10 protein-coding genes are annotated in these 18,041 nt (G+C 73.8%); 4 read left to right on the plus strand and 6 right to left on the minus strand.

What is annotated here, in order from left to right:
* Window positions 1–505 precede the first annotated feature (505 nt).
* Complete coding sequence (locus tag ACZ7DL_RS20790) at window positions 506–1,054, minus strand: MarR family winged helix-turn-helix transcriptional regulator (protein WP_470775792.1); 549 nt, start codon at window positions 1,052–1,054, stop codon at window positions 506–508.
* 110 nt (window positions 1,055–1,164) lie between these two features.
* Here ACZ7DL_RS20790 and ACZ7DL_RS20795 point away from each other — a divergent pair, with 110 nt between their 5' ends.
* A complete protein-coding gene (locus ACZ7DL_RS20795; protein ID WP_470775794.1) occupies window positions 1,165–2,448 on the plus strand; it encodes an MFS transporter in 1,284 nt (427 codons plus the stop codon).
* Window positions 2,449–2,556: 108 nt separating this feature from the next.
* Here ACZ7DL_RS20795 and ACZ7DL_RS20800 read toward each other — a convergent pair whose 3' ends face one another.
* The 3 genes from ACZ7DL_RS20800 to ACZ7DL_RS20810 all read right to left on the minus strand — a co-directional run bounded on the left by ACZ7DL_RS20800 (window position 2,557) and on the right by ACZ7DL_RS20810 (window position 6,612).
* Window positions 2,557–3,369, minus strand: a complete 813-nt coding sequence (locus ACZ7DL_RS20800; protein ID WP_470775795.1) for a class I SAM-dependent methyltransferase — start codon at window positions 3,367–3,369, stop codon at window positions 2,557–2,559.
* Between the two features lie 76 nt (window positions 3,370–3,445).
* Window positions 3,446–5,104, minus strand: a complete 1,659-nt coding sequence (locus ACZ7DL_RS20805; protein ID WP_470775797.1) for an ATP-binding SpoIIE family protein phosphatase — start codon at window positions 5,102–5,104, stop codon at window positions 3,446–3,448.
* A 131-nt stretch (window positions 5,105–5,235) separates the two neighbouring features.
* Window positions 5,236–6,612 (minus strand): NAD(P)/FAD-dependent oxidoreductase, encoded by a 1,377-nt coding sequence (locus ACZ7DL_RS20810; RefSeq protein ID WP_470775799.1) that lies wholly within the window; start codon window positions 6,610–6,612, stop codon window positions 5,236–5,238.
* A gap of 376 nt (window positions 6,613–6,988) precedes the next feature.
* Between ACZ7DL_RS20810 and ACZ7DL_RS20815 the strand changes: the two genes are divergently transcribed.
* Together ACZ7DL_RS20815 and ACZ7DL_RS20820 are read left to right on the plus strand one after the other, a co-directional pair.
* Window positions 6,989–7,756 carry a TetR/AcrR family transcriptional regulator gene (locus tag ACZ7DL_RS20815; RefSeq protein ID WP_470775800.1) on the plus strand — a complete coding sequence of 256 codons (768 nt, stop codon included), beginning with the start codon at window positions 6,989–6,991 and terminating at the stop codon, window positions 7,754–7,756.
* A gap of 499 nt (window positions 7,757–8,255) precedes the next feature.
* Window positions 8,256–10,187, plus strand: a complete 1,932-nt coding sequence (locus ACZ7DL_RS20820) for a sigma-70 family RNA polymerase sigma factor (RefSeq protein WP_470775802.1) — start codon at window positions 8,256–8,258, stop codon at window positions 10,185–10,187.
* Here the strand turns inward: ACZ7DL_RS20820 and ACZ7DL_RS20825 are convergent.
* Both ACZ7DL_RS20825 and ACZ7DL_RS20830 read right to left on the minus strand, forming a co-directional pair.
* Window positions 10,174–13,521 (minus strand): ATP-binding protein, encoded by a 3,348-nt coding sequence (locus ACZ7DL_RS20825; protein WP_470775804.1) that lies wholly within the window; start codon window positions 13,519–13,521, stop codon window positions 10,174–10,176. The two genes, ACZ7DL_RS20820 and ACZ7DL_RS20825, sit on opposite strands and share 14 nt — an antisense overlap.
* 278 nt (window positions 13,522–13,799) lie before the next feature.
* Window positions 13,800–15,875, minus strand: coding sequence for an asparagine synthase-related protein (locus tag ACZ7DL_RS20830; protein WP_470775806.1), 2,076 nt, complete (start codon window positions 15,873–15,875; stop codon window positions 13,800–13,802).
* 724 nt (window positions 15,876–16,599) lie between these two features.
* Here ACZ7DL_RS20830 and ACZ7DL_RS20835 point away from each other — a divergent pair.
* Entirely contained in the window at window positions 16,600–18,024 is a 1,425-nt protein-coding gene (locus ACZ7DL_RS20835; RefSeq protein ID WP_470775807.1) for an MFS transporter, read from the plus strand.
* Window positions 18,025–18,041: the final 17 nt, after the last annotated feature.

An 18,041-nucleotide genomic window follows, 5' to 3' on the forward strand; every position in this document is an offset into this window, starting at 1 on the left:
TTGGCACGCTGTTGAGTTCTCAAGGAACGGTCGCTTCCTTTGTACTCACCCTCTCGGGCTTTCCTCCGGGCGCTTCCCTTCGGTCTTGCGTTTCCCAGTCTATCAGATCTTTTCTCGATCCGATTTCCTCGGTGCCTTCCTGGTTCCCGCTCTCGCGTTTCCCTTTCCGGCGGTTCCGACTCTATCAGATCCTTTCGGCGTCTGACTCCCAGTCAGGGGGGCTTGTCTTCCCGGCCGTTGGGCCGTTCCGACGTCTCAAACCTTAGCGGATCCGTCCGGCGATTCCCAATCGGGCCGCCGAGTCCCTATTCGAATTGAATTCGGGCACACCGAAATCAACCCGTTGGGGAGATCGTGCTGTGGAGTGAGGGTGCCGCTCGGGGCGGCTGAGGTGCTGTCGAAGAACCGTTACGTCTCTCCGGCAACCCGAAGAACTCTACGGATCCGCCAGGGCGGTGTCAACACCCTCTGTCAAGATCTTTTATGTCGGCTGCCGCGCGCGGCTTCAGTCCAGGTCACTGAGCCGGCCGCCGGCGTCCGGCTGGGCGTGCTCCACCCTGCGCAGGAGCCGGGTCAGCACCTCGCCGAGCGCCGCGCGCTCCGCGGGGGTGAGGTCCTGAAGCAGGTCCTCTTCGAAGACCGTGGCCAGGCGCATGGCCTCCAGCCATTTCTCGCGGCCCTCCGGGGTCAGCTCCACGATGACACGGACCCGGTTGGACTCGTCCCGCTCCCGGGTGACCAGTCCCTCGGCGACCATGCGGTCGATCCGGTGGGTCATGGCGGCCGGGGTGAGGCCGAGCCGCTTGGCCAGGTCGCTGGGGCCCATCCGGTAGGGGGCGCCGGAGAGGACCAGCGCCTTGAGGACCTCCCACTCGGCGTTGCTGATGCCGAGGGCGGCGGTCTGGCGGCCGTAGGCGACGTTCATCCGGCGGTTGAGCCGGGACAGCGCCGAGACGATCTTCTCGACCTGCGGATCGAGGTCGCGGAACTCGCGCTGGTACGCGGCGATCTGTTCTTCGAGTGTCGGCTCTGTGATGCCGGGGGTCTCGGCCATGGGCGCAGTATCGCACGCGGGCCCTTTGCCTTGAAGTCCTTCACTGTGTACTCTTTAGCTTCGAACTTTAGCTTTGAAGTCTTCAGATCTAACTAGTGAGAGAGGTGAACGTGACCAGGGCGATGGGCGCAGCGATGCGCCGGATCCACGTGGGCAACGCACTCAGCGCGTTCGGGCTCGGCTTCACCGTCCCCTACCTGTACGTCTATGTGGCGCAGGTGCGGGGCCTGGGAGCCATGACGGCGGGACTCGTGCTCGCCGTCTTCGCCGTGGCCGCGCTGATCGTGCTGCCGTTCGCCGGAAGGGCGATCGTGCGGCGCGGCCCGCTGCCGGTCCTGGTAGCCGCCCTGGTGACCGCCGCTCTGGGCGCGCTGAGCCTCGGCCTGGCGGGCGGTGCCGCGAGCGTGCTGCTGTCCGCGGCGGCGCTCGGTGCCGGGCAGGCCGTGATGCAGCCGGCGCTGGCGACGATGATCGTGGACTGCTCCACGGCGGACACGCGCTCGCGTGCGTTCGCGATGCAGTTCTTCCTCCAGAACCTGGGCCTCGGTGTCGGTGGCCTCATAGGCGGCCACCTCGTCGACACCACGCGCGTGTCCTCGTTCACGCTGCTGTTCGCGATCGAGGCGGCGATGTTCCTGCTGCTGGTCGGCGTGATGGCGACCGTGCGGATGCCGCACTCGCCGCGGCTGGAGGACGCGCCCGCACAGTCGGCGAAGGGCAGCTGGCGGCAGCTGCTCGGGAACCGGGCGATGGTGCAGCTGTGCGTGCTGGGCTTCGTGCTCTTCTTCGCCTGCTACGGGCAGTTCGAGTCGGGGCTGAGCGCGTACGGCGTGGAGGCCGCCGGCATATCCACCTCCGCGCTGGGCACCGCCCTGGCCGCGAACACGCTGATGATCGTGGTCGCCCAGTTCGCCGTGCTGAAGTTCGTGGAGCGGCGCAGGCGCTCGCGGGTGATCGCCGCGGTGGGCCTCATCTGGGCCGTGGCCTGGCTGGCCGCCGGGTACGCGGGGCTGGGGCACGGCAGCCAGGAGATGGCCACGGCCGCGTTCGTGTCGACGTACGCGCTGTTCGGGCTGGGTGAGGCGATGCTGTCGCCGACGGTGGCGCCGCTGGTCGCCGATCTGGCGCCGGAGGGCATGGCCGGGCAGTACAACTCGGCGTTCGCGCTGGTCAAGCAGCTGGCGCTGGCGGTCGGTCCGGCGGTGGGCGGTCCCCTCGGTGCGTCGCTCCACGGGCCGTACGTGGTGACCTTCCTGCTGTTCTCGCTGGGGATCACCTACCTGGCGCTGCGGCTGGGCCGGCAGCTCACCGCCGTACAGGACCGGCCGTGGCTGGCGCGGGGGAGCCGGGTGGTCTCGCGGGGTGGTGCGCCCGCGGAGTCGATGGCCGCGTAACCGCTCCGCCGGGAGCACCGCGACAGGCCGCCGTACGTCTGTCGCGGCGGCGTGGCTGGGCGCGTGGTCCCCCGCGCACCCTCGAGCACTGCATGCGGGGCGCGTCCGTCAGCGGACCGCGCTGACCAGAGCCGCGGTGAAGGGCACGGTCGCCGTGCCGTCGGGGGCGAGGTGGTCGGCGAGCTGGTCGCGGACCAGCCGGGCCGCCCGGGTGAGGGCCTCCTCGCCGCCGGCTTCCCTGATCAGGCCGCCCCACAGGGCGGACAGATGGGCGTGGGCGTACTCGTCCAGCGGGGGCAGGGCGATGCCGAAGGTGACGTCGCGGCGGACGGTGTCGCGGTAGCCGGCCGTGCCGAGGGCGGCGGTGAGTTGCTCGGCGGGGAGCGAGAAGACGCGCGCGAAGTGCCGGGCCGCCTCGGGGCCGCCGTACTCCTCGACGGCCCGCTGCTGGGCGAGGAAGTAGGGCTGGCGGTCGACGGGGGCCCAGACGGTCGCCGCGAAGCGGCCTTCGGGGCGGGTGACGCGCGCCGCCTCGGCGAGGCCGGTGCCGAGGTCGAGGAACTGGGCGCCCTGCTGGCAGACGACCGCGTCGAAGGTGGCGTCGGGGTAGGGCAGCCGGTCGGCGGGGGCCACCGTGAACTCGATGTCCGGGTAGAGCCGGGGGTGGCGGTCCCGGGCCACCCGGATCATGTCCGCGTCGATGTCGCAGCCGAAGACCCGGCCGGCGGGGCCGACCAGGGCGGCGGCCGCGTGGGCGGTGAAGCCCGTGCCGCAGGCGAGGTCCAGGACGGTGACGCCGGGGCGCAGGTCCACGGCGTCCAGCAGCGCGCCGACGAAGGGCGCCATGATCGGGGCGGAGCAGGCGTCGTAGCCCTCGGCTCCCTCGGGTGCCTCGGGCCGTGGGGCGGGTGTGTCTGCCATGGTCTGCTTCTAGCACCGGGCGCGGGCGTGGCCAACGTGCCGCGCTGCCGGGGCGGCGCCGGGTCAGTACCACCGGTCAGTACTTCCCCTTCGGCAGGACGAACTCGCACCAGACCGCCTTGCCGCCGCCGGGGGTGCGGCGGCAGCCCCAGCTTGAGGCGATGGTCGCCACGATCGCGATGCCCCGGCCCGACTCGTCGCCGGGCTCGGCGCGGCGGCGCCTCGGCAGGTGGTCGTCGCCGTCGGTGACCTCGACGATGAGACGGCGGTCGGTGCGGCGGAGTCTGAGCCGCATGGGCGGGGTGCCGTGCTGGAGGCTGTTGGCCACCAGTTCGCTGGTGGCGAGGACTCCGAGGTCGTGCAGTTCGGCGGGAAAGCGCCAGCTGGTGAGGACGCCGGAGGCGAAGGCACGCGCGCGCGGGGCCGCCTCGACGCCGCCGAGGAGTTCCAGGGCCGCGTTGCGGAAGAGGTCGCCGTCGGGGCCCGTACGGGCCGGGTGCTGGAGGACGAGGACGGCCACGTCGTCGTCGTGGTCGGCGGTGACGCCGGCCGAGCGGACCAGGCGGTCGCAGACGACCTGCGGGCTGCCGGTCGCGCCGGCGAGCGCGGCCGCGAGCGCGGCGATGCCCTCGTCCAGGTCCGCGTCGCGGCGCTCGACCAGACCGTCGGTGTACAGGACGGCCGTGGCGCCGGGGCCGAGGGCGATGGAGCCGGAGGCGTGCATCCAGCCGCCGGTGCCGAGCGGCGGGCCGGTGGGCTCGTCGGCGCGGGAGACCGTGCCGTTCTCGTCGCGGACGAGGATCGGCAGGTGGCCCGCCGAGGCGTACACCAGGCGGCCCTCGTTCGGGTCGTGTACGGCGTAGACGCAGGTGGCGATCTGGTTGGCGTCGATCTCGCCGGCGAGGCCGTCGAGGAGCTGGAGCACCTCGTGCGGGGGCAGGTCGAGGCGGGCGTAGGCGCGGACGGCCGTGCGGAGCTGGCCCATGACGGCCGCGGCCCGCACCCCGCGGCCCATGACGTCGCCGATGACCAGGGCCGTGCGGCCGCCGCCGAGGGTGATCACGTCGTACCAGTCGCCGCCGACCGCGGCCTCGGTGCCGCCGGGCTGGTAGGTGGCGGCGATGCGCAGGTCGTCGGGCTGTTCCAGCTCCTGCGGGAGCAGGGAGCGCTGGAGGGTGACGGCCGTTTCGCGCTGGCGGCGCTCACTGGCGCGCAGGCGCTCGGCGGCCTCGGCGTGGTCGGTGACGTCCGTGGCGAATACGAGAACCGCACCGCCGCCCTCGCGGTCGCCGTCCTCGGCGACGGGGGTGCAGGTGAAGGTGTACGAGCGGCCGTCGACGGCCTTGCGGGACTTCAGGATGCGTGGCTTGCCGCTGCGCAGCACCTGGTCGAGCAGCGGGAGCAGGCCCAGTTCGGCGAGTTCGGGCAGCACCTCGCGGGCGGGGGCGCCGGTGGGGCGGGCGCCGAAGGCCGCCGTGTAGGCGTCGTTGACGTAGGCGATGCGGTGGTCGGGGCCGTGGACGAGGGCGACGAGGGCCGGGACGCGGTCCAGGACGTCACGCACGGGCAGTTCGTCGACGACGGGCACGGTGGGTGTCTCGTCGGCGGGCGGTTCGGCGCGGGCCGCGGGCACGGAGCCTTCCCCCCGCCGGTCCGGGGAGACCGGGGTCTCGGTCCGCGCGGCGGCGCGGCGCTGTGTTCCGGGGAGCCGGGCGCTCCAGCGCGTGAAGTTCACTGTGGGGAAAGCCTCGTGGGTGCGGTGGGCGGGCGGGTGGCCCGTCCGAGGACGTGGGGCAGTCTGGCAGGGAGCGGGCCGCAGCGACATCCGTCAGACGCCTCGGCGGTCCGTGGAGTTCCTGGGTCCGGTCAGGACGACCCCTTCGGGTCGTCGGAGGGGCTGTGAGGAGGCTTTCCACCGGCCGCCAGTTCGAACTCCGCTCGAGGATGTTCGAGCGAACCGAGCGAGACGATCTCCCGTTTGAAGAGTCCGGCGAGGGTCCATTCGGCGAGCACCCGGGCTTTGCGGTTGAAGGTGGGCACCCTGCTGAGGTGGTACACGCGGTGCATGAACCAGGCAGGGTAGCCCTTCAGCTTGCGTCCGTAGACCTGGGCGACGCCTTTGTGCAGTCCGAGGGAGGCGACCGAGCCGACGTAACGGTGCGCGTACGTCTCGAGGGGCTCGCCGCGCAGGGCGTGGACGATGTTGTCGCCGAGGACCTTGGCCTGGCGGAGCGCGTGCTGGGCGTTGGGGGCGGTCTCGGTGCCGGGTTCGGCGGCCGTGACGTCGGGCACGGCGGCTGCGTCGCCCGCCGCCCAGGCGTGCTCCGTGCCGTCGACGGTCAGCTCGGCGGTGCACTTCAGGCGGCCGCGGTCGTTGCGGGGCAGGTCGGTGGCTGCGAGCAGCGGGTGCGGTTTGACGCCGGCGGTCCACACGACCGTACGGGTCGGGAAACGCTGGCCGTCGCTGAGGACGGCCACGCGGTCGGCGCAGGAGTCCAGGCGGGTGTTCAGCAGCACCTGGATGTTGCGGCGGCGCAGCTGGGTGACGGTGTAGCGGCCCATCTCCGGGCCGACCTCCGGAAGGATGCGGTCGCTGGCCTCCACGAGGATCCACTTCATGTCCTCGGGGCGGAGGTTGTGGTAGTACCGCGCGGTGTACCGGGCCATGTCCTCCAGTTCGCCGAGGGCCTCGACGCCCGCGTAGCCGCCGCCGACGAAGACGAAGGTGAGGGCGGCGTCGCGGATCGCGGGGTCGCGGGTGGAGGAGGCGATGTCCATCTGTTCGATGACGTGGTTGCGCAGGCCGATGGCCTCCTCGACGGTCTTGAAGCCGATGCCGTACTCAGCGAGGCCGGGGATGGGCAGCGTGCGGGAGACCGAGCCGGGGGCGAGGACGAGTTCGTCGTAGCCGAGGAGTTCGGTGGGCTTGCCCTCGGCGGTGGCGAGCGTGGTGACGGCGGCGGTGCGGGTCGCGTGGTCGATGGACGTCACCTCGCCGATGACGACGTGGCACCGGTCGAGGACGCGGCGCAGCGGTACGACGACATGGCGCGGGGAGATCGAGCCCGCGGCGGCCTCGGGAAGGAACGGCTGGTATGTCATGTACGGGTCGGGAGTGACGACAGTGATGTCGATCTCACCCCGCTTGAGTTCGCCCTTCAGCTTCCGCTGGAGACGCAGGGCCGTGTACATCCCGACGTAGCCGCCGCCGACAACCAGAATGCGCGCACGTTCCTTCACCATCCCATGACGCACCCGGCGCAGGTGTTTGTCCACAGCCCCGGCAATTTGTGTGACCGGCGACCGGGTGTGCGCGAGGCCGGCGGCGCTGTTCGTGCAGGACGAAAGGGGGCAGGTCAGCAGGGACGGACGACAGGGTGCGAAGGACGGCAATCGGGACGTACACGCCCCGTACTCCGATCGGGGGGCGCACTGTGCGGAACCTGCCCCTTCTGAATTGACTGGCTCTCAACTATGTTCGTGTGTCGACGGGGTGTGGGGAATGTGGTCGAACGGGTCCGCGACGGGCGGTTCCGCTCAGGACCGATGCCACTTCGCGCACTTCGCGTTCAGAGGCGGGGAGAGTCTCCGGGGGGAGACGTCATTACCGGGGGAACACATGCATGTTCAGGACACGCATTGGGCATCCGCAGCGGCCATCGCGGCCGGTGGCGGGGCGATGAGCGCGGCGACGGGCAACGGACGCGCGGACGGGGCGCGTGCGACTCCGCTGCGGGTGGACGCACAGCGCAATCTGGAGCACGTGCTGCGTGCGGCGCGTGAGGTCTTCGGCGAGCTGGGGTACGGCGCGCCGATGGAGGACGTGGCGCGGCGCGCCCGGGTCGGGGTCGGCACCGTGTACCGGCGCTTTCCCAGCAAGGACGTGCTGGTCCGGCGGATCGCGGAGGAGGAGACCGCGCGGCTGACCGAGCAGGCTCGGGCCGCGCTCGGTCAGGAGGACGAGCCGTGGTCGGCGCTGTCGCGGTTCCTGCGGACGTCCGTGGCGTCGGGGGCGGGGCGGTTGCTGCCGCCGCAGATCATGCGGGTCGGCTCCGCCGGTTCCGCCGACGAGGGCTCCGCCGGTTCCGCCGAGGAGGCTCGGGTGCCTCAGCAGCGGGTGCAGCCGGGCGGTGCCGAGCTGCGGCTGGTGGCGGAGGCGGCCTCGGTGGCCGATGACGCCGGGGCCGGGGCGCTGCTCGATGTGGTCGGGCAGTTGGTCGAGCGGGCTCGGGCCGCCGGTGAGCTGCGGGCGGATGTGTCCGTGGCCGACGTGCTGTTGGTGATCGCCACGGCGGCGCCGTCGTTGCCGGATGCGGCGCAGCAGGCGGCCGCGTCGGCGCGGTTGCTGGACATTCTGCTGGAGGGGCTGCGGTCTCGGCCGGCGTAGTTCGTCCGTGTGTCCCCGCCTTGGCTTCGCCTTCGGCGGGATCGGATTCCCACCCGCACCAACCGGGCGGCCGTCGCGGTCGGGTGCGGGTGGCCCTTGTGGGGCGCGTCCGCCGTTGGCGGGTGCGGGTGGCCCCCAAAGACCCGCCCGCGCCGTAAGGGCGCCCGGTGTCGGTGCGTCGGGCGCGGGGAGTCGGCCGCCAGGTGCCCCGGGTGGGCCCGGTTCGGTGGGGAGGTCGGTCCCTGGAAGGCGGCACCGGCCGACTCAGAGCCGCCCGTATCCACGCGGACGTCGGCCGCGAGGAGCGCGGTCCCGCGTTGCTCACGTGGTCCCCTCTCGGTGTGGGCGTCGGCTGGGTTGTTCGACGGTGTTCGGGGGCGGGGCGGGTAAGTGCGCTCGGATGAGTGGATGGGGGCGCGTGGGCGCCCTTGGGTCGAAGGCGTTGTGGCAGTCTGACCGGTGACGGGTTGGGCTGGGCCGGTGCCGGGGGCTTTCCGCGATGGGCGTTGACGGGTGGGACGAGTCGCGCGGTGACGAGAGGAACGCGGAGGCTCGCGGGCTGACCTCCCCCCGCGTACCCCACCAGGGCGGGCGCCCGGCTTCCTCCGGCAGGAGCGGTGACGAGAGCGTGCCGGCGCAGCGCGAGGGAAGTGTGCTGCCGCCGCCCCGGGAGATGCCGCCCGCCGACGGCGAGCTGATCGAGCGGATGCGCGGCGGCGACGACTCCGCCTACGAGGAGCTGTACCGGCGCCATGCCGACGCCGTACGGCGGTACGCGCGCACCTGCTGCCGGGACGGGCACACGGCCGACGACCTCACCGCCGAGGTGTTCGCCCGCATGCTGCAGGCGGTGCGCGGCGGGTCCGGGCCGGAGCACGCCGTGCGGGCCTATCTGCTGACCTCCGTACGACGCGTCGCCGCGCACTGGACCAGGTCCGCCCGCCGCGAGCAGCTCGTCGACGACTTCGCCCTCTTCGCCCAGCAGGCCGCACGGGCCACCGAGGTGTCCGGCGACGACCCCCTCGGCCTGGGCGCCGACGTGCGCGCCCTGCACGAGGCCGAGCAGTCCATGGCCATGCGGGCCTTCCGGTCACTGCCCGAGCGCTGGCAGGCCGTGCTGTGGCACACCGAGGTGGAGGACGAGTCCCCCAGCGAGGTGGCCGTGCTGTTCGGGCTGGACGCCAACGGCACCCGGGTGCTCGCCAGCCGCGCCCGCGAAGGGCTGAAGCAGGCCTACCTCCAGGCGCACGTCAGCGCCACCCTCGCGCACGACGAGGAGTGCGCCCGCTACGCCGACCAGCTGGGCACGTACGCCCGCCGCAAGCTGCGCATCCGCGCCGAGCGGGGCCTGCGCAAGCACCTGGAGGAGTGCGCCAAGTGCCGGCTGGCGGCGGCGCAGATCGAAGAGGTCGCGAGCGGCATCCCCGGTGTCGTCCCGGTCGCGGTCATCGGCTGGTTCGGGGCCGCTGGGTACGCCAAGGCGCTCGGCATCGTGGCCGGCAGCGCCGGGGCCGCCGGTGCCGCCGCCGCGGCCACCGGGTCGTCCGGCGGGGCGGGCGGCGCGGGCGGGGCCGCGGCCTCCGAGGGGCTCGGGGCGCCGGTGAAGGCCGGCATCGCGGCCGGTGTGGTCGCGGTGGCCACCACCGTGGTCGCGCTGGCGCTGGTGAACGACGGCCGTCCGGCGAAGGAGGTCGCCGAGCCGTCGCCGTCCGCGCCGACCGTGCGGCCCGAGCCGCCGTCGCCCTCACCGTCGAAGCCCAGCCTCCAGCCGAAGCCGTCGCCGAAGCCCGTGGTCCTCGCCCCCACGCCCACGCCGACCGCCGCACCGATCCCCACGCCCACGCCGACCCCGACACCCACACCCACACCCACCCCGAAGCCGAAGCCGAAGCCCACGCCCACCTCGAAGCCGAAGCCCACGCCCACGCCGACCCCGACGCCCACTCCGCCGCCGACGCCCACTCCGCCGCCGACGCCCACTCCGCCGCCGGCGCCCGCCGTCTACGAGCTGAGCGAGCTCCGCTTCGACGTCGACGGCGACGGCACCCGGCCCGAGATCGCACTCGGCGAGAGCAGCTGGGTGTGGCAGCGGTACGGCATGTCGATCGGCGGCAAGCAGTACGCGCGGGGGGCCACCGTCCACGGCGGGTCCTCCGTCACCATCGCCCTCAACCGCCAGTGCACCACGTACGACGCACTGGCCGGCGTGGACGACATGACTCTCGGCCTCGGCAAGGTCTCCTTCTCCGTCTACGCCGACGGGGTCCGGCTGTGGCGGTCCGGCATGGTCAAGGGCCGCGACCAGGCGATCCCCGTCCATGTGGACCTCACCGGCCGCACGACCGTACGGCTCGTGGCGGAACCGCACAGCAACGCCGTGGACCGGGTGGCGCTGGCGGACTGGGCGGAATCCCGGTTCACCTGCCGTTAGACCGGTCCTGGCGTTCCGTGGCGGCCGCCGCCGCGGCGCCCAGCTCCCGCAGGACGTCCGCCACGCCGAGGGACGCGCCCCGGGCGCACTCGGCGGCGTAGCGCTCGGCCGTGAGGGCCGCGCGGGCGCCGGCGTGCACGCGGGCGGCCTCGCTGCGCTCCGGCTCGGGCCGGCGGCGGCCGTCGCGCCAGTGGTCCGCGGCGGCGAACAACCGGAGCGCGCGCGGCAGGTCGCCGAGCCGGGCCAGCAGAGCGGCCGCCACGTCCACCAGCCCCGCCGTGATCGCCTCGGCACAGTGGTGGGCCACGGCCTCACGCAGGGCGTCCGCCATGATCGGCACCCCGTGCGCCGGGCCCGCCTCGGCGGCCGCGAGCAGCGCCTCGACCGTCCGCTGGGCCGCCGCGAGCTGCGGGGGCGGGGTACTGTCCCCCATCACCGCGCGGGTCGCCCCGTACAGCTCGCGGGCGCGGACCGGCTGTCCGCCCCACAGGGCGATGTGGGCGCGCAGCAGCAGCACGAAGGCCCGTGACTCGTGCACCGCGTACCGGTCGGCGGCCGTCTCCGCCTCGTCCAGGGCGGCCAGCGCGGCCTCCCGGTCGCCGCAGCGGTAGGAGATCTCGGCGAGCCTCGCCATCAGGAACGGCGACTCGGCGTACGCGCCCACCTCGTAGGCGAGCCGCAGCGCTTCCTCGTACTCGCCGCGCGCCTCTTCGAACCGGCCCCGGGCCAGGGCCGCCTCACCGGCGGCGCTGCACACCTGCGCCCGCATCCAGCGGTCGCCGACGCGCCGGCTGAGGATCCGCAGTTCGGCCAGGTCCTCGTCCACGCCGCGCAGGTTGCCCGGTGAGTCGACGCTCACGTGGGTGCGGTACATCAGGGCGACGGCGACCTCCCAGTCACCGCCGTACCTGCGGGCGTTGGTGACCGCCGCCGTCAAATGCGGGCGGACGTCCACCGGACCGCCCAGGTAGTAGGCGGTCAGCGGCCAGACGATGCCCGGGATGCGGGCGGCCGCGGGGCCGCCGCACTCGAAGGCCGCCCGCACGCGCGCGATGTACTCCGGGGCCCGCTCGTCGGCCGCGAGCTCCGGCGTGCCGGTCTCGGAGGTCAGGAACAGGTCGAACATGCGCAGGTCCAGCCGCAGCTCGCGCAGCGGATGGCCGGCCTCGCCGTCGGGCGCGGCGAGGAAGGCGCCCACCGGGTCGGCGGACTCCACCAGCGCCGCCAGATCGCCGGCCGGGGCGCCCGCGGGCAGGGTGTCCAGGGCGGCACCGAGGCGGAGCACCAGCTGCACCCAGGCCACCGCCTCCTGGCGGTGGTTGCGCAGCCACCAGAACCAGCCGAGCGCCAGCACGAGGGCGCCCGCCTGCGCTTCGTCGCCCGCGCGCACCGCGCGGTCCAGGGCCGCGCGGATGTTGTCCAGCTCGCTCTCCAGGCGGGAGATCCAGGGGAGCTGGGCCGCCGACCGCAGCTGCGGGTCGGCCTCCTCCACCAGCGCGCGCACCCACGCGCGGTGGCGTCGCTCGGCCGCCGCGCGCAGGGCGGGGACCTCGGCGGCGCGCTCGGTGGCGTACTCGTGGATGGTCTCCAGCATGCGGTAGCGCATGCCGGTCGCGGAGCCGGTGCCGTCCGGGTCGTGCGGGGCGGCGACCACCAGGGACTTGTCGACGAGCGCGCCGATCAGGTCCGCCGCCGGGCCGGTGCACACGGCCTCGGCCGCGGCGAGGTCCCAGCCGCCGGCGAACACCGACACCTCACGCAGCACCGTCCGCTCCCGCTCGTCCAGCAGCTCCCAGGACCAGTCGACGACCGCGCGCAGGGTCTGCTGGCGGGGCAAAACCGTGCGGCTGCCGGAGGTGAGAAGGCGGAAGCGGTCGTCCAGCCGGTCGGCGATCTGCCGCGGGGTCAGCAGCCTGAGCCGGGCCGCGGCCAGCTCGATGGCGAGCGGCAGCCCGTCCAGGCGGCGGCAGATCTCCGCCACGGCCGCGGTGTCGCCGAGCACGGCGTCGGCGTCGGGACGGACGGTCTTGGCGCGTTCGGCGAAGAGGCGGTGCGCCTGCTCCGGGACGAGGGGCTCGACCGGGCGCACCGACTCACCGGGGACGCCCAGGGGTTCACGGCTGGTCGCGAGGATCGTGAGCTTCGGGCAGCGGGTGAGGAGGGTCTCGGCGAGGGCGGCTGCCGCGCCGATGACGTGCTCGCAGTTGTCAAGGATCAGGAGCTGGCTGCGTGGGGCGCAGTGCTCGATCAGCAGGGCCGTGGGGTCGGCCTGCGGGCTCGCCAGGTCGGTGGTCAGGAGCAGGGTCTCGCGCAGACCGAGCGCGCTGACCACGGCGCCGGGCACCGCCTCCGGATGGTCCAGCGGGGCCAGCTCGACCAGCCAGGCCGAGGGGAACGCCGTGGCGGCCTCCTCGGCGAGGCGGGTCTTTCCCGAGCCGCCCGGTCCGGTGAGCGTGACCAGGCGGGTCCTGTGCAAGTCCGAACGAATGCCCTCGAGTTCTGGTTCCCGCCCGACGAAGGACGTCAGACGGGGACGGAGGTTCCCGGTCCGCTCGCGGGGCTGGGCAGGGGGCTGCGGCGGCGCCGGGGACACGGCCTGCGCCGGGGACACGGGGTTCTCCTGTGTCAGCAACGACGTGTGCAGGGCCTTGAGTTCCGGGCCGGGGTCGGTGCCGAGGGTGTCGGCGAGGGTCCGGCGGGCGGACTCGTAGGCGGCGAGGGCGTCGGCCGGGCGGCCCGTGTCGCGCAGGGCGCGGATGAGGAGGACGTGCAGGGGCTCGTCGTACGGGTGGGCTGCGGTCAGTTCCGTCAGCTCAGGTACGGCCTCCTGGGCGCGGCCCAGGGCGAGCGCCGCGGCGGCGCGGGCGCGGGCCGCCGTCAGCCGCAGGGCCTCCGGGCGGGCGGCGGCGGTGCGGTCGGGGAGGTCGGCGAGGGGCGGGCCGTACCAGAGGGCGAGAGCCTCGGTGAGGGTGCGGTGGGCGGTGGCCGGGTCGCCTGCGGTGAGGGCTGCGGTGCCGCTGTGGGTAAGCCGTTCGAAGACGTGGAGGTCCACGTCCTCCTCGGTCGCGTCGAGGCGGTAGCCGCCCGGGGTGGAGGCGATGGCGTGCCGGCCGAGGGTTCGGCGGAGCCGGCCGACGAGGGCCTGGAGGGCGGCGAGGGCGTCCTGGGGCGGGTCGCCCGCCCAGATCTCGTCGATGAGGGTGCCGGGGGTGGTGGTGCGGCCGGGGCGGAGAGCGAGGGCGGCGAGGAGGGTACGGAGGCGTGGGCCGCCGATGGGTACGGGGGTGCCCTGGTCGTCTGCTGCTTGGGTTACGCCCAGGATTCTGTACCGCACGTGGTCATTGTGGCGGGGGGTCGAGGGGTGGGTCACGGCGGTTTTGGCTCCGGGGCCCTGGTGACCGGGCGTGTGGGTACGGGTGAACTGCCCGCGGGTAGGCGGCGGCAGCTCTCCGGTGGCGCGGCGAACCGCGCGCCCAGCCCGCCACGGCCCGCGGACGAAACGACAGCCACGCCCACGCCCCCGGCCCCGGTACCGCTGAACCGAACGACGGCCCCGGTACCGCTGAACCGGGTCCCGGCCGGCCGCCGCTGAACCGCTGAACGGCCGGAGGCTCACGCCCCCGGCGTGAGCGCGCTTCTTCTCGGCTGGATCCCGGACGGCACCGCCCGCGAGCGGGTGGGGGTGCCCGTCCAGCAGGTGCCTCGGCGGGAGAGGAGGCGGCGGAGCCAGAGTTCGAGGGAGATGAGGTCGGCCAGGCCGTCCAGGGGGAGGGGCTCGCCGGCGGAGGCGGCGCGGACGGCCTTGCGGATGACTCGGGCCTCGACCAGGCCGGCGTCGGCCAGGAGGGGGGTGGCGAAGAGGTCCAGGAGCGGGTCGGCCGCCACCCGCAGGCCCGCGCGCGCGGCCGCCGCCGACGAGGCGTGGGAGGGAGCGCCCCAACCGGGCGGGAGGTCGGTGACACCGGCGCCCTCCAGGACCGTACGGAGGGTGGCGGCCCGGGCGCCGGGCTGGACGCGCAGCGCTTCGGGGAGGTCACGGCAGGCGCGGACGACCTGGTTGTCGAGGAAGGGGGCGTGCAGGCGCTGGGAGCGGATCTCCGCGGCCTGTTCCAGGACGCGGAGGTCGGCGGCGTACCGGGCGAGTGCCGCACGCGCGCGATAGTCGCCGGGTCGCTGCGCGCCGGTTCCGGAGCGGTCGGCCTCCGCTTGGAGCAGAACCGATACTTCAGCCAGCGCCTCACCCGTCAGCCACCGGGCGGCCGGCCCCGGTCCGGCCCAGGTCAGGGCGGCGAGGGACGCCCCGACCGCCCCCTTGGGCTCGTCGAAGCGGCGCCGCATCAGCCGCTCGGCCAGCGCCTCCAGGCCCGACCGGTAGGGCGTGCGGGCGAGGCGCCGGGCCGCGCCGTACACGCGCGCGGGGACCATCACCGAGCCGTCGGCGCGGGCGAGCGCGGCGACCGGCCGGACCAGGTGGCGCCGCCGGCGGTCCATCAGGAGGTCGGCGAGCCGGGCGGGGTGGGCGTCCAGGACCTGGCGGGCGCCGTGGCCGGTGAAGTGGTCGGCGCTGCCTGCGGCGAGCCGCGCGCGGTGCCGCGCCGCCAGGACCAGGGAGGGTCCCGGCTCATCGGTCAGCGGGCCGTCGAGGTCGGCGTACGGCAGGGTCTCCTCGCCGCCGGTGACCACCACGTGGTGCAGGCGGGGGCCCGCGGCCAGGACACCGGCGCGTTCCAGTTCGGCCTCGCGGCCGGCCACGGCCAGGTCGTTGAAGGTGACCGCGAGGAGGCGTTCGCCGGCGCCGGTGCCGTGGCCGAGGAGGGTGCCGGGTCTGCCGGGCAGTCCGGCGGCCAGCAGCGCGAGGGTGCCGGAGGCGGGGCCGCCGGACAGGTCGGCGCCGATGCCGGGGACCGGCATGCCGCGCGCGGCCCGCCGCTCGGCCGGGCCCATGCCGGGCACCGGTCCGGGGTCCAGGTCGGGCACGTGCCGGGGCGCCGCCAGCCGGGTGCGGACCGCCTCCACGAGGGCGTCCCGTACGGCGTCCACCGCGCGGTCGGGGTCGGCCGGGGCCGCGGCCACGGCGAGGGAGGCGACCTGTTCGTACCCCACGATCTCGCGTGCTCCGGCGCGCAGCACCAGGGCATGCCCGGGCGGAATGCGCCGTACGCCGTCGTACGGGGTGGTGTCCCGCAGCGCTGCCGGTACGTCCGGGGCGGCGAGCAGTGCGGCGAGGTGGGTGAAGTCGAGGTTGGCCTCGACCAGGTCGGCGAGGGGCAGTGCGGCGGTGGCGTAGGCCGTGCCGCCGGCCCAGGGGGTGTGGAACACCGGCCGGGCGCCCGCGAGATCACCGCAGACGGTGATGCGGCGGCCGGCCTGGACGACGGCCGTGTAGCTGCCGGGCCAGGTGGTCAGATGGCGCAGTGCGCCCCCGCGCGCGGTGACCAGGCCGCGCCGCAGTTCTTCGTCGCTGGCGCCGCAGATGCCGAGGACGGCGATGCGGTGCTGGGCGTCGGCGCGCACCACGCGCACCTCGTCCGGTCGCCAGTCGCCGACGGCCCACAGCGGATCCGGGTCGCCCCACAGGAGTTGGGAACCGACCGGCTGCAGGGTTTCGCCGTCGTATCCGATGGCGCCCGCGGAACCGATCCCGGCGGCGCCCGCGGCGGTGCTGCTCCAACCCACCAACCACCGCATCGAAGCCTCCACAGGCTGTGGACAACCAGTGCACCTAGGAACCGGTCCCCCATGCTGCCATGAAGAACGCGCCGCAGAGGGGCGGTGGCACCGCCTTAGATCGAGTGAAGTTCCCGGGACACGACACGGAAGTTGACGGGCGGCCGGTGACCGCGTGACGGTCCCGCCCAGGTGGGACAACCTAGGAGTACGGCGCGAATGCGCCCCCAATGCGCTCCCCCAAGACGCCGTTCGCGCCCTCAAGTTGCGTGGTCGGAGCGGAAATCCCGCACAGCGAAGGGGGACTGTTTTCGGCCAAATAAACTGACGAGCGCCGAACATGAGCACGCTCCGTACAGGACTGCGAAGCACATGGCGGCGCGCGCACGCGCACAGTCCGGGAGGCGGGCATCGCCTCCCGGACCGGTCCGCCACCCGCGGGGATGAAGGTGGCGGTGTCCCCCAGCCCACTGGATCCAGTACAGCGGGCCGACCCACGCAGTAGCCATGGAACCGCTCCCCCGATGGCCGGAGAAGAGCGCACGGACGGGCGCACGGCCACACGGGCGGGGGCACGCGGCGACAGACCGTGCACGGTGCGTACAGGGCCGTACTCCCGCACGGACCACAATCCCGCCAACCGGAACAATGCCCCTTAACGCTTGGGATGCGGCGAACTACGCTGGGTTTACGAATGCCGCATGGTTATGCCAGCGCGGCAGCCGTCTGTGTCGAGGGGTGGCGCATGTCCAGGGAGCAACGCGGGCCGAACGAAAAGCTCGGCGCCGTTCTCGCCCTCGCGGGAATCAGCAACGCGGGACTCGCCCGCCGCGTCAACGACCTTGGCGCCCAACGCGGGTTGACGCTTCGCTACGACAAGACGTCCGTGGCGCGCTGGGTGTCGAAGGGCATGGTGCCGCAGGGTGCGGCGCCGCACCTCATCGCCGCCGCCATCGGCCAGAAGCTGGGCCGTCCGGTGCCGCTCCACGAGATCGGCCTGGCGGACGCGGACCCCGCGCCCGAAGTGGGCCTCGCCTTCCCCAGAGACGTCGGGCAGGCGGTGAAGTCGGCGACCGAGCTGTACCGTCTGGACCTCGCCGGCCGCCGGGCCGGGACCGGTGGCATCTGGCAGTCCCTGGCCGGGTCGTTCGCAGTGAGCGCATACGCAACGCCCGCATCACGGTGGCTGATAACCCCCGCCGACAGCTCGGTCGCGCGGGAGGCGGGCTCCGTCGAGGGGTCCGGTGCACCGATCAAAGTCGGCCACAGCGATGTGCAGAAGCTGCGGGAGGCCGCCGAGGACGCCAGGCGGTGGGACTCCAAGTACGGGGGCGGGGACTGGCGTTCCTCGATGGTGCCGGAGTGCCTGCGGGTGGAGGCGGCACCGCTGCTGCTCGGCTCCTACTCCGACGAGGTCGGCCGCGCCCTGTTCGGGGCCTCCGCGGAACTGACCCGGCTCGCCGGATGGATGGCCTTCGACACCGGGCAGCAGGAAGCCGCGCAGCGGTACTACATCCAGGCGCTGCGGCTCGCCCGCGCGGCGGCGGACGTCCCGCTGGGGGGCTACGTCCTCGCCTCCATGTCGCTTCAGGCGACGTACCGGGGTTTCGGCGACGAGGGCGTCGACCTGGCGCAGGCCGCGCTGGAGCGGAACCGGGGACTGGCGACCGCGCGGACGATGAGTTTCTTCCGGCTGGTCGAGGCGCGGGCGCACGCGCGCGCGGGAGACGCCCAGGCGGCCGGCACGGCGCTGAAGGCGGCCGAGGGCTGGCTGGAGCGGTCCCGCGAGGGGGACAACGACCCCTCCTGGCTGGGTTTCTACTCGTACGACCGGTTCGCCGCCGACGCGGCCGAGTGCTACCGGGACCTGAAGGCACCACGGCAGGTCCGGCGGTTCACCGAGCAGGCCCTGTCGAAGCCGACGGAGGAGTTCGTGCGGTCGCACGGGCTGCGGCTGGTGGTCTCGGCCGTCGCCGAGCTGGAGTCCGGAAACCTCGATGCCGCATGTGAGCAGGGGGTGCGGGCCGTGGAGGTGGCCGGGCGGATCTCGTCCGCTCGTACCACCGAGTATGTGAAGGATCTTCTGCACCGGCTGGAGCCGTACGGGGACGAGCCGCGGGTGGTGGAGCTGCGGGAGCGGGCCCGGCCGCTGCTGATGGCTCCGGCGTAGCGGGCGCTTCAGCGTCT

This window comes from Streptomyces sp. NPDC036984 (genome assembly GCF_055607665.1).